Raw genomic sequence first — 11,762 nt, 5'->3', positions numbered from 1 at the left:
CGAAGCCCCGGCACACGAGACCCCATGCGTGGCGCAAGGCGGAGGAGGCGCGCCTCGCGCTGCTCGCCGGCGCGCTGGAGATCCGCCGGAAGGCGGTCGAGGCGCGCGAAGCCGCGGCCAAGACCCGGGAGGCCGAGATCGAGGGGAAGTCGGCGGACGCCGACAAGGTCACCGCCCGGGCTGTCCAGCGCGAGGCGGCCGTCGCCGCGCAGGAGGCGGTCGTCTTGCAGCGCGAGGCCGCGTCCAGCCAGAAGATGCGCGACGCGGAGACGGTCATCCTGCTCGCCGATCACACGGCGCGCGGCGAGATCGAGATCGCCAGGACCGGCGACGGCCCGGCGCAGGCGACAGCTGTCGGCTCGGCGCCGTCGGCGGCGACGCAGCGGCTCGTCAAAGCCGCCCAGAGCCGCGGCGTGGGCGGAGGCGTGGTCGCGCGCGCGCTCGACGCCTTCGCCCGGCTGCGCGCGCGCCTGCAGACACAGGCGCGCGACGCGCTCGCCGCGCGCGAGGCGGAGCTCGAGCGCGGGCTGTCGGAGCTGCGCGCCGCGGATGACGCGGTGGTCGAGATCGCCAACGCGCTGCCGGCGGCGGAGCGATCGCGCATCGCGGCGCTGCGATCGGGGCTGGTCGCTCGGCTCACGCAGCTGAAGGCCACCGTCCGGTCGCTGCGCAGGCTTAACCGCAACGACAAACTATGACGGAATATCAGAGGGTTAGGATTTTTTCGCGTTAAGCATTTTTCTTGCTCCAAAACGCTTCAGGGATCTGACGCAGAGACGCATGTGTTTCCTGTGAGAAGAGTTGGGGCCGGGTTCCAAAGTCGTCTCGCGTCCGTTTAACCCCGCGCGAGGAGTATCGCCGTGAAGTTCAAAGTGAAACAGACCGACGCTTCTAAGAAGCTCTACGATCGCTTAGTCGCCTCGACTGAGCGTGATCTTTCAAAGACGAACAAAGCCGAGGCGAGGTTCCGCACGGCCGTCGCAAATACGGCGATCGGCTGGCTTGAGAACCTTGATGAGGAGCCGCGCAAGCGTATCCTCTTCAGCCTGATGGTCGCCGCGTCGGCTTCCGACCGCAAGGCCATCGCGGCCAGCCTCCTCGTTGACGCTACGCTTGAGACCAGCGTCAAGGCCGAGATCGAGCGCCGCGCGGCCGTCGCCGAAGCCGAGGCAGCCAAGGCTGAGGCTGAGGCTGCCAAGGCCGCCGCCGCCGGCGAGCCGGACGCAGACGACGACGCCGACGCCGCCTGAAACCTGCAGCCGGCCGCCATGGCCGACTGATTGAACGCCCTCGCGGACCCGGCCGCGAGGGCGTTTGCGTTTCCGGGGTGTCGTTTCGCCACTGCCGCGCGTCACCCTCTCGCCGATCGATCCTGCAGCTGATGCGGGCGGACCTTGAGAGGGCAAGGGCAACCCTCGGGCCGCCCGTGCACTTGCGTCGATGGGCCGCCTACGCTGCCGAGACTTCTCGCTGCTTCTCAAGTGTGCGTTGTTCACCGTCGGTCAAAACCATGCCCATCTTCGCCTTGATGAAGGCCTTGGTTGCTGCTCGCGCCTGACGGTTAGAAACGACCGAGTTGGAGACTATACAGACGTTCTCCCACTCCGGGTTCTTCTTCGACCAGTCGATTGCTTGGAGCGCGGCGAGCTGTGCCTTCCAGTTCTCCCGCCCTATAAGGTCGACGCCGAGCCCGCCAAGTGCGCGGAGCACGGTGGAGTGGGAAGCGATTTTCTCTTGGCGGAGCTCAAGCGCAAGCTTTCGTCCTTCTAGAACAGACTTCCAGTCAGGCATATAATCTGCGATCGCGTTCCAGTACTCTGTCAGCAGCGCGGCGTTTGAGGCGATATCGCCATCTCGCCCCTTCCCCTTCAGGAGCTCGGTATTGGCATCGTAGAGAGCAGCGAGCGTGAAGAGCTTCGTGGATTTGACACCGAGCGAAACGTTCTCCTTGTCCGTTAGCTCTTTGAAGACAGGCACCTTCTCCATCATCGTGAGGGTGGCTGCCGCGAGCTCGTCGCGCTTGTCAAAGAGGATGTCGAGAGACTTGGACGTCTTCTGGACGTAACGGTTGAGATCCGAGAACATCTGTTGAACCCGTTCCGTGTTCTCCCAAGGGAAGATGAGAACTGAGATGGTGTCGCGTTCGATCGGAACACCTTGTTCGAGTGCGCGGACAATCCCGGCGCGGCGGTGCTGCCCATCATTGATGATAAGCTCGTTGCCAAGCTCCAAAATGAGGGTGCCGATGTCGGCACCCTCTGCGTAGGGTTCAAACCGCGGCTCGCCTTTAGTCGAGGCAGTGATGGACGAAAATATATAGTTGTCTTCATTTTCGGCGATGTATTCAGCGAGGGCAGGCACTCGTTTTTCGTTCAAGACCCGCTGCTCGCGGTCTTCTGGACTGATCCCAGCCCAGTCCGCGAACTTGAAGAACTGGGGCACAGTCTTCATGGGCATTAGGCACGCATAGTAGGTCCGGCTGCCCATCTTTCCCCGCATCGCGGGAACACGGATATCAAAAGCCATCTCTTCTCTCCAAGAGCTCTGATCAGCCTTGAGCGAACCACTCGCTCATTTTGTGCCAAGAGCTCTGCGCACATTCATACACAGCTCATGTTGCAATAGTCAACAGCTGTCTCTCACAAAGCGAAAGAGCTCATAGAGATTTCAAAGAGAGCTCACAGGGCGGCGCTGTGACAGCTGACGCCGTCAGCTAGGTGCCTGTCCCGAGTTCAAGCCGAAAAAGCATTGCCATTTATTGTAGTTGGCAGAATGCCGGATCCAAGCGGCTCAACAGTTTAGAGCGGGGCAGGGCCGCTAGTGTTGTTTCGCAGCGCGGTGATGCCATAGTCTGGTATCGACAACCGGGAGAGTCGCAGATGCCTCGCAACACCTCCGTCATCGTGGGCGATCACTTCGCTCAGTTCATCGCCGACAAGGTCGGCGAAGGCCGCTTCGCCTCGGCCAGCGAGGTCGTGCGCGCCGGCCTGCGCCTGCTGGAGGAACGCGAGGCGACGCTGACCGCCCTGCGCGCCGCCATCGACGAGGGCGAGCGCAGCGGCCCGCCTGCGCCGCTCGACATCGACGCCTTCCTCGCCGAGCGGCGGGCGCGGAGCTGAATGGCCGTCGAATACACGCCGCGCGCCAGGGCTGACCTTGCAGACATCTGGGGCTTCACCGCCGACCGCTGGGGTGAGGCGCAAGCCGATCGCTATGTCCGCGACATCGATGCCACGGCGCGCGCCGTGGCCGCAGGCGCCGCGCAGACGCGCGACCTGTCCGAGGCGCGGCCCGGCTACCGCCGCGCTGCGAGCGGTTCCCACTTCCTCATTGTTCGAGGCGGCGACGACGGCGCGCTCATCGTCGTGCGCGTTCTTCATCGCCGGATGGACATCGACCGACACCTCGACCCGTAGCGCCCTACGGCCCACTTTGGAGCGACCAGTCGCGAGCAAGGTAGAACTCGAGCCCCTCAAGCGGAGCGGCAGCGAGCAGCGCCTCGAATCCGCCTGCGCGCCCTGTCCCGAGCCGCTCACGGAGGGCGGTGCCCATCTCGGCTTCGCGCGCCGGATCCCTGAGCGCCGACGCGATCTCTCGAATGAGTCCGGCGTCCCTCATCCGGACCTGAACCTCGACGCGCACGAAGCCGGCGCGCTTGCGACGCTTGCTCCTTCGCGTGATCGCCGAGGGGGCGGTCTTGGCCATCGTCGTCCCCGTTTCCCCGAAACATACTGGAAATCCATCCGGGTGCCGACGGCTGTTCGAGCGGCTAGGAAAGGGTTGCTCTAACCGGAGAGCGCGCCGCTCACCCCGGAAGCGCCCGCGCCTTCGGCCGCGGAGAGGCTCGGCGGGCGCTTCACCGAAGAAAAATCGCCTCTCGCATTTCCGTCCGATTTCGCTTGACCCCATCTCCTCCGATTTGCTATTCTATAAGTAATATCAGATACTTAGCGCAGAATCCAGGTTCCCCAGCCAATGCACTCAACCTCCTGACAAGACACGGATTTCTCGTGAATCCGCGTCCCTGACGCCCGACTGTGGCGCCGCGCTGTGGCACAGGGTGTGGCGCCATGGCGACGAAGGCGGGGTCGAGCAGTCGACCCGGATATGGGTGCGGTCTCCACAAACGCGGAAACATCTTCTGGGTGCGCGTGCGGTCGCCCGCGCGCTTAACCACGATTCTCGGCCTCAGACGTTTCTGGCGTTTCTCGACCGGATGCATCTCCTGCTCGGAAGCCCTGAGGGTGGCCCGCGCAGTGCGCGCCGCCCTCGATCGCGGCTTCGGTCTGGTCGGGGTCTGGGCGATGGAGCGGGAGCTCTCGCGCATCGAGGCGGAGGCGGTGATCGGTCGGCTGGCGCGCCAGGCGCTGGCCGAGACCGAGGCGCTGCGCGCGCTGCCCTGCGCCCGCTCCGAAGCCGACATCGCGACCGCCAAGTCCGCCCACGCGCAGACCGCCGCCGCCTGGCGCGACGCGCTGCGCCGCAACGATCTCGCCGCCCTCGCGCCGGCGCTCGTCGGCGCCGCCGCCGATCTCGGGATCGCCGCGCCCGAGACGGCCGCCGCGCCCGCGCTCCTGCGCGAGACGGCGCGCACGTTCGTCGCGGTCGCGGAGGAGAACATCGCCCGCGAAGACGGCGTCTACGCAGGCGATGTCGCGCTTCTGCGCAGGGTGCTCGACATTACGCAGGCGCCGTGCGTCCTGTCGGCGCCGAGTTTTCCGGATCCCGCCACAGCGCGTCCGACGACGCCGATCGGCGCGCCGGTGTCGAGCGCGCCGCCGCCGATCTCGGTCTGCCTCGCCCCGAAGGTCGAGCTCCGGACGGCGACGGCGCTCCGCCCCGTGGCGTCCGGCGAGGGCGCGAACACGGCGGCCGGGCGATCGTCGGACGATGCGGGACCCGCTCGCGCCGCGCGGCGCGAACCGGAAGAGGCGGTGGCCGTCCAGGCGTCCGGGGCCCCGGCGTCGTCCGACGGCCCCGGCGCATCGGCCATTGTCGCCGCATGCGACATCGCCGTGGTCGAACCCGCGGCCGCAGCGATCCCGCCATCCGGATCGACCCTCAGGCTGACCGGCGCGAAACCGGCCACAGCCCGCCGTCGGCGCGGCACGCCGACGCCGAAGCTCGCCCGCCGTGGCGTGAGCGATCCGCATGTCGAGATGCTGCGCCGTCTGGAGGGCGAGGCGCTCTGGGACATCACCGTCACGGACGCCTTCGCACTCGCACGTCATCACGCGTCGAAGGGCGGCAATAACACCAGCTGGCTCAGCAACTCCGCACGCAGCTTCGACAAGGCGGCGGAGATGGCTGCGTCGTACTTCCAGGGCACGAAGCTGCGCGACATCAAGACCGTCGACTGCGAGGATTGGCGCGACCTCGTCATCGATCTTCCAACCACGCATGGAAAGGCGAAGGAATACAGCGGTGAACTGAAGGACATCGTCGCCCATGTGAACGACAAGGAAGACCGGCTGCTGACCGAACTCGAAGAGTGCGCAGCGAAAGAGGGCTGGTCGGTCGATCGCCTGCTGGATGCGGAGGCAGAGATTCGGATCAAGCGGCTTGCTCCGCGGACCTGCTACAAGCACCAGTCCTACCTGTCACAGGTCTTCAACACCATCGTCGATCTGTCCGGGACCGGACGCAATGCGATGACGAAGGCGATGTGGTCGAAGGCCTATACGAAGCAGCTCATCGCAGAGGCCGGCGCCAAGCGCGTGGCGTGGGGCGAGCAGGATCGGCGGCGCCTGTTCGGCACAGCCCTGCACTGCGCCGGCCCCGATCACGCCGCTGATGCGCTCTTCTGGTCGCCGCTGATGAAGAATTACATGGGCGGGCGCATGGAGGAGGTGTGCCAGATCCATCCCGGCGATGTGACCCAGGAGGATGGCGTGCCCGTGTTCGACATAAAGGCCGGTCCGGGTCAGAAACTGAAGTCCGTCCACTCGCCGCGGAAACTCCCGATCCATCCCGAGCTCATCCGCATCGGCATCGTCAGACTTGCGGCCCATCGGAAATCGATCGGCGCCCGCACGCTCTTCGACGTCGAGCGCGCGCTCGACGGCAGCTTCTCGACCCGGTTCTCCAAACTGTTCCACAAGTGGCGCCGCGAGAACGGCATCTACATGGCGGGCAAGGATGCGCACTCGCTCCGCAAGGACTTCTATCAGAGCCTCAAGAGCGGCGGCGTGGACTACGCGGCGCGGATCGTCCTCATGGGCCATGGCCTGAACGATGTCAGCGAGACGAATTACGGCCATCGGGAGTGGAAGATGACGCAGCTGCGCGATTTCATCTCCACGATCCCGAACGATACGGCGCACATCCGTCCGGTGATCTGACGTCGAACCACGCTGTGCATCGACGACGGTGATGGTTGGACCAGCGCGTGCGCCGAGCACGGCAGTCGCGCCTCGCCATGGGTCTGCGGCCGACGGTGCAGGAAAAGCCCCTGGTCAGGCTTGAGGCGATGTCGACCGCATGGCGCAGGCTGGCGCACGAATTGGTCGCGCTGGACGACCACAGGCCCCAAGCCGCGCTTGCGAACGAGACCATCATGGAGGTGACGGATCATGACGAAGCGTTATGAGAGCGACGCCCTCGCGGCGGTGCATGAGACCGCCCTCGGCCTTGAGGAGACGGGCGTCATATCCCGGCGCTCGATGAAGGCGTTCGGCGCGATGTGCCTGACGCCCGTGGAGCCGCTGGCTCCGGAGGAGATCCGGGCGATCCGGCTGCGCGAGAACGCCAGCCAGGCGGTGTTCGCCCGCCACCTCAACGTCACCACCGGTCTCGTCAGCCAGTGGGAGCGTGGCGAGAAACGACCTCGCGGAGCGGCGCTCAAGCTTCTGACCCTGGTGGCGACCAAGGGGCTGCAGGCCGTTGCTTGAACGATCAGCCCACGCGGCCGTCTCCATTGCGCCAACAGCGTCCTCCGGCTCACTGGGCATCAACACCAGATGCATTTCTGGCCAGACGCTATCCCCCACAGAGGCGGACGCGGAGATTATCGCCGCAGGCCTCACCCTGACCATGACCGATCATGTGACCGGACCATCGACGCCCTGACTGCCCATCCGGAGCTCCGGCCGGCGATGTCGCGTCCCCGCTCCCGACGGTCGTGCCGCCGCATGCCTTTGCGTCGCCCTGTTCACCGACGCCGCAGGTCGATGGGATCCGACCTGCGGCGTCTCCCGTGTCGCGTCAGCGTCTCATGGCGTCGCGCATCTTGAAGATCGCCTCGTCAGCCGCGACGGCGTCGCAGGCGCGCTCGATCAACTCCACAACTGCTCGGGCCTGGTCTCGGAGCGCCACGAGCGGCGCCATGGCGGGGTCGATCTCGTCGCGCAGGACGGTTTCATAGACCGGGCCGTCATCTTCGGCGCCGACCACGCAGAGGTGTGGGACGGGTCGCGTCGAAGCGGCGATGACTCGATCCAGTCGCTCGACCAGTCCCTGCACCGGTCCGCCGCAGCGGTCGTCGGCGATGCGCCGGTTCTCGGCCATCGCGACGACGGTGCGCGCGACGCTGCGCGTGCGCTCGTCCATCAGCGCCGCGGCCGCGCCGCGCAGGAGCGGCGCCAGCGCTCGGGCCTGCGCCAGGGCTTGAGATAGAAGGACTTCAGGCCGGTCGTGACCGGCGCAGGTTTCGCAAAGGTCCATGGGGACTCCTTGAGGTCATGCCGGCCTTGCGGCCGGCGGTGACGCGCGCCGCCGTCTTCGGCGGATGAGCGCGGACGCCGCAGTCCTGCGGCCTCAAGAGCGTTGTGGTTTCGGGCAAGATCGATCCCTTGCGGTCGCGGGGCGCCGAGATCGCCGCGCGCTCGAGCTTGAGCGCGCGGCCTTCTCTTCGTCTACGCCGCCTCGTCGAGCGCTGCGTCGTCGAGCGCCATGATCATGTCGGCGAGCGCGGCCAGGCGGCGTCGCAGCACCACGGTGCGCGCGCAGCGGTTGACGCCGGCGCGATCGAGCAAGCGGATCGCATCGTCGATCGGCCAGCCGAAGGGGTAGTCGCCGCTCAGCATCATGTCGCAGAGCGCGTCGGCGAGACCGTGGCCGTCGCCGCCATCAGCCTGGCCGCAGCGCAGGTTGAGCAGGGCGCGCGACGACAGCGCGATCGCCTGGCCATGCCGCAGAATCGCGGCAAGTTCGGGGTTTGACATGGGGGCCTCTCAGGGTTGACGCCGCGCCGTCATGCGCGGTCAAGAAGCCGAGGCGGTCGTCGCGCGCGCTCTCGTGGGATCGGCCCTGCCCTCTTCCCTCCTCTCACCAGCGCCCGGGGCGCTCGCGGCGGCCTCGCCAAGCTGGCCGCCGCGACGCCCAGGCGTCGAACCTGCTGTCGTTGCTGTTTCGGACGACCATGGCGCGCACAGCGCCGTCCATCGTCATTTCCGTTTCGCCCAGCGTCGGCCTTCCCAGCCGCACAGCGTCGCGACGGTCTCGCACAAGGGACCGTCGCGTCGCCGTGCGGCGACAGCCGACCACTCTCCTTTTCATCCCGGGTGTGCGGCGGCCCCGGCGCCGTCGCCCTTGTCCGGCGACCGCCCCCCTCCGCCAGCGGACGCGGCCATGCGCTCCTCCATCATGAGATCGAGCGCCTGGTTCCGCACCCGGAAGTACGCCGCGGTCTTCTCCGGGCCCTGACGCGAGACCAACGACGTCGCCACCGGCACGGCCGCCGGCTCAGCGCTGGCGTCACAGCCCGCGGCGTCGGCGCCGTCGGCCATCCCGGCGGGCTCCGACGGGGTCGGCGCCGTCGTGGACGCGCCGAGCGCCTCCGCGCTGGTGTGTGCGATCACGCCGAGCGCCTCGCGCAGGCGGGTGGCCTCGGAGCCGAGCGCGTCGGCGCGGCGATCAGCGTCGTCAGCGCGGCGATCAGCGTCGTCGGCCCGGCGCTCAGCAGCGTCAGCGCGGCGATCAGCGTCGTCGGCGCGGGCGGTCACGTCGGTCACGGCGGCGCGCAGCTCCGCCAGTTCGGTGATCATGGCGGTGCGCGCGGCGGCCTCCTCGGCGAGGCGCTCCGTCTCGCGATCGGCGATGCGCGTCAGGGTGGCGTTGATATCCTCCAACGCGCCGTGCGGCATGAAGCGCACCACGGAGTCGAACAGCGTGGAGACGGCGGTCAGAGCGAGCGCGGTTGCGGTCTGGGTCTGGGTCTGGGTCGGGGTGGCGGGGCGGTTGCGGGGCACGGTGCGTCTCCTTGTTGACTGACCTCCAGAAGATCGATCTTCGCAGCGAAAGGCGGAAACGCTCGGCGCACGATTTCCGCACATATGTGCCGGCGGCGTCATCGCCCCCGGCGCGCGGCGAGCTCCAGCCGCAGGCTGCGCCGGGGACGGCTTGAGGCAGGGGCCTTCCGCTTTCCGGGCGGGCTGGGCGTGAGCTGCCGCGCGGTCGCGTCGGCCGCACGACTGAGGGCCTGCGACGCAGAGAGTTGGTCGGCGGTGGAATGGTAAGCTTCGGTCGTGCGCGCGTCGCGGTGATGCAGGATCAGGCTCGCGAGCGCGGCTTCCTGGGGCGCGGTCGCGACGATCCACGTCGCGACCGACGTGCGGACTGCGTGCGCGTTGACCGGACGCCCGAAGATCCGCTTCGTCGACGCCGTGAAGGCGGTCGACAGATCATCCTCGTCGGCGCGCTTGCCCCATTTGTCGACAATGAGCGCCGTCTCGTCCGGACGCGCCAGAACCGGCCGGTGCAGCGCGATGTACTGACCGAGCGCGGTGATCAGCACCGCGCTCAGCACGCGCACGTCCTGCCGCTTCTCTTTCGTATCCCGCGCTGCGACAACCAGCAGCGTCAGGTCGGCGACGAAGCTCGCCTGAAGATCGACGCTCGCAATCGAACCGATCCTGAGCGGGCTCTCAGACAGCAGGATCATCATCAGGCCCTCGCGGGCCCTGTCATGCGCGCGGCTCCGTTCGCGCACGCCGCGGGCATCGGCGTGCGCGATCCGCGCCGCTTCCATGAGCATGAGGCCCGCCCGGCGCAGGTCGGTCACATCGACGATGCGCGCGGCGTTGCGTGAGCCGAAAGCCTTTGCGCGCTTGCTGATCGCCCGCTCGGCGATGATGAACCAGTTCCAGTCCCGCGCGGGCATGATCGCCCGCACCGCGCCGAGCAGCGACGCCATCTCCGCAGCGACACCGCCCGGCCGCATCGGCTTCAGCTTCCTGGGCGTTACGATTCTCTTCTGCTTGCGGGCAGGCAATTCAGGGGGCCGTTCGATTAGCGGGCGCTCGAGCCGCGTCTCCGCCGATGCGTCGGTCAACGCCGCGCGCACTGTTTGCGGCGTGACGTCGAGCGGCAGTCCGGCGGCGGCGCAGAAGTCGAGATGGCGAGCCAGCGCCTCCATCCGCCGCACGATGGTCTCACACTGCCAGAACTCGTGCAGCGGACCGTCTTCGAGCGAGGACGGCCCGACCGCGACGAGCGGCGCCGCCGCGCTGCGCCAGGGCTCCGGCAGCCGCTGGACAAGCCATGCGACCTGCCGAGCGCGCTCGGCGCGACTGTCGAGGACTTCGCGATCGGGCGCGCTTTGCGTCTGCGTGACGTCGAGCGTGGCGGGCCAGATCAGCCCGATGGCCTGGCGCATCGCGTTGCGATCATCGACCCCGAGCCCGTCGATGCGCCGCGACCAGATCGCGATGTCGATGCCGTCCGGCGCCACGCCCTCGTCGCGCGCGCGCTTCAGCCAGCGGCCGAGGCCGCTGCGCAGGCGTTGCTGATGGGCCTTTCCCTTGTCGGCGATCAGCGTCTCGAAACGGAGCTGCAGGCCCTGCGGCCACTGCGCGGGCGGAAGGCCGAGGCGATGTCGGGGCATGGCGTCTCTCCGTTCTGATGTCACGTGTCATGGATGCCGAAGTCGATCCTGCGCAGCGCCTTGCGCATCGACTGGTCGAGCAGATGGAGGTAGCGGCGCTGTGCGATGAGCTGACTGACTTCAGCGTAGTAGCTCTGCGTCGTCGCGATCTTCGTGTGGCCCAGAAGATGCTGGACGAGGCTCATTGCGCTCGGGTCCTGATCGAGAATGATCTTTCCCGCCAGGTGCCGCATCACGTGCAGACAGAGGCGCAATTTCGCATGCTTCCAGAGATGTTGGCGGAAACGCTGGTTGATCTTGTCTTTCGCCAGATAGCCGAGGCCCGGCGCGTATCCGCCTTCTTCGGCGGGTTGCCCGGCCGCGCCCGGCCAGAGATGGACGTTGTCGGGCGCAGCGCCGACCGATTTCTGCGCAATCGGCAGGAAGTCGCGAATGTAGATCTTCAGCAGCGCGACCGTTTGCGGGTCGATCGCCACGGTGATGCGTTTCCAGCCCTTGGTCTCGGCGGCGGGGATGGTGAGCGTGCCCGGGCCGTGCCCGACCGGCAGCAGAGATGAGCATCGTCGCCGGCAAAACGAAGGCGTGCGAGGTTCGTCCGCCGCAGCGGGCCGCACCGCTGGCCGATGCGCAGGATCAGCGCCGTGCGCGCGAGCGCGACATGGCTTGTCGTCGGCGTCGCCTTCCGACGCAGCGGCTCGGTTGCGAGGTTCCAGAGCTGATCGGGCGCGGTGAAGTATCTGCCCATGACAGTAAGATCGCTGAAGGCTCTGAGCATCTCGGCGTGTCGGGCGCCGATCCGGCGCTCTTCGTAGATGTGGACCGTCTTGCCGGTACGGTCACGAAGGTGTTGGTTTCCGCGCGGAACTGACCCGGGATTTCCATTGAGAAGTGACCCGGCTTGATATTGGTCGGCGTGGCTCAGGCGGGTGTCAAGTTGGCT

At 67.3% G+C, this 11,762-nt stretch carries 15 protein-coding genes; 8 read left to right on the top strand and 7 right to left on the bottom strand.

The genetic code is table 11. The features are described from left to right. Together BLW43_RS23810 and BLW43_RS23805 are read left to right on the top strand one after the other, a co-directional pair. The coding region (locus BLW43_RS23810) for a hypothetical protein (RefSeq protein WP_175479055.1) at positions 1–698 on the top strand (698 nt) is incomplete at its 5' end. A gap of 162 nt (positions 699–860) precedes the next feature. After that, positions 861–1,250, top strand: coding sequence for a hypothetical protein (locus BLW43_RS23805; protein WP_093256797.1), 390 nt, complete (start codon positions 861–863; stop codon positions 1,248–1,250). 199 nt (positions 1,251–1,449) lie between these two features. Here the strand turns inward: BLW43_RS23805 and dndB are convergent, their stop codons facing one another. Beyond that, on the bottom strand, positions 1,450–2,526 hold the full coding sequence (gene dndB, locus BLW43_RS21700; RefSeq protein WP_093256794.1) for a DNA sulfur modification protein DndB: 1,077 nt from the start codon (positions 2,524–2,526) through the stop codon (positions 1,450–1,452). A 353-nt stretch (positions 2,527–2,879) separates the two neighbouring features. On the opposite strand from dndB, the gene BLW43_RS21695 reads away from it, so the two are divergent. Together BLW43_RS21695 and BLW43_RS21690 are read left to right on the top strand one after the other, a co-directional pair. Next, a complete protein-coding gene (locus BLW43_RS21695) occupies positions 2,880–3,119 on the top strand; it encodes a type II toxin-antitoxin system ParD family antitoxin (RefSeq protein WP_093256792.1) in 240 nt (79 codons plus the stop codon). After that, complete coding sequence (locus BLW43_RS21690; protein ID WP_093256789.1) at positions 3,120–3,416, top strand: type II toxin-antitoxin system RelE/ParE family toxin; 297 nt, start codon at positions 3,120–3,122, stop codon at positions 3,414–3,416. 4 nt (positions 3,417–3,420) lie between these two features. Here the strand turns inward: BLW43_RS21690 and BLW43_RS21685 are convergent, their stop codons facing one another. After that, positions 3,421–3,705, bottom strand: coding sequence for a hypothetical protein (locus BLW43_RS21685; RefSeq protein ID WP_093256787.1), 285 nt, complete (start codon positions 3,703–3,705; stop codon positions 3,421–3,423). Positions 3,706–4,244: 539 nt separating this feature from the next. Between BLW43_RS21685 and BLW43_RS21680 the strand changes: the two genes are divergently transcribed. Genes BLW43_RS21680 through BLW43_RS21675 form a run of 3 tightly spaced genes read left to right on the top strand, consistent with a single transcriptional unit; the run spans position 4,245 to position 6,890 of the window. After that, positions 4,245–6,341 carry a hypothetical protein gene (locus tag BLW43_RS21680; RefSeq protein ID WP_093256784.1) on the top strand — a complete coding sequence of 699 codons (2,097 nt, stop codon included), beginning with the start codon at positions 4,245–4,247 and terminating at the stop codon, positions 6,339–6,341. 35 nt (positions 6,342–6,376) lie between these two features. Beyond that, entirely contained in the window at positions 6,377–6,589 is a 213-nt protein-coding gene (locus BLW43_RS23225; protein ID WP_139284196.1) for a hypothetical protein, read from the top strand. Next, positions 6,573–6,890: a helix-turn-helix domain-containing protein gene (locus BLW43_RS21675; protein ID WP_093256782.1), complete on the top strand. Its 318-nt coding sequence runs from the start codon at positions 6,573–6,575 to the stop codon at positions 6,888–6,890. Before BLW43_RS23225 ends, BLW43_RS21675 begins: the two co-directional genes overlap by 17 nt. A gap of 313 nt (positions 6,891–7,203) precedes the next feature. On the opposite strand, the gene BLW43_RS21670 is transcribed toward BLW43_RS21675, so the two are convergent. From BLW43_RS21670 to BLW43_RS21650, 5 genes are all read right to left on the bottom strand, one after another. After that, a complete protein-coding gene (locus tag BLW43_RS21670) occupies positions 7,204–7,662 on the bottom strand; it encodes a hypothetical protein (protein ID WP_093256779.1) in 459 nt (152 codons plus the stop codon). Positions 7,663–7,853: 191 nt separating this feature from the next. After that, positions 7,854–8,162 (bottom strand): hypothetical protein, encoded by a 309-nt coding sequence (locus tag BLW43_RS21665; RefSeq protein WP_093256776.1) that lies wholly within the window; start codon positions 8,160–8,162, stop codon positions 7,854–7,856. A gap of 330 nt (positions 8,163–8,492) precedes the next feature. Beyond that, the gene (locus BLW43_RS23800) at positions 8,493–9,188 is read right to left on the bottom strand and encodes a hypothetical protein (RefSeq protein WP_093256774.1); all 696 of its coding nucleotides are present in this window, start codon (positions 9,186–9,188) and stop codon (positions 8,493–8,495) included. A gap of 98 nt (positions 9,189–9,286) precedes the next feature. After that, complete coding sequence (locus BLW43_RS21655) at positions 9,287–10,669, bottom strand: site-specific integrase (protein ID WP_175479054.1); 1,383 nt, start codon at positions 10,667–10,669, stop codon at positions 9,287–9,289. Positions 10,670–10,842: 173 nt separating this feature from the next. After that, positions 10,843–11,298, bottom strand: a complete 456-nt coding sequence (locus tag BLW43_RS21650) for a site-specific integrase (RefSeq protein ID WP_093256768.1) — start codon at positions 11,296–11,298, stop codon at positions 10,843–10,845. A 77-nt stretch (positions 11,299–11,375) separates the two neighbouring features. On the opposite strand from BLW43_RS21650, the gene BLW43_RS23215 reads away from it, so the two are divergent. Continuing rightward, positions 11,376–11,690, top strand: a complete 315-nt coding sequence (locus BLW43_RS23215; RefSeq protein WP_139284195.1) for a hypothetical protein — start codon at positions 11,376–11,378, stop codon at positions 11,688–11,690. The last annotated feature ends 72 nt before the right edge of the window (positions 11,691–11,762 follow it).

The organism is Rubrimonas cliftonensis (genome assembly GCF_900107585.1).
GTDB lineage: Bacteria > Pseudomonadota > Alphaproteobacteria > Rhodobacterales > Rhodobacteraceae > Rubrimonas > Rubrimonas cliftonensis.
Note: the sequence above shows the minus strand (reverse complement) of the source record. Positions and strands in the feature narration are given on the sequence as shown.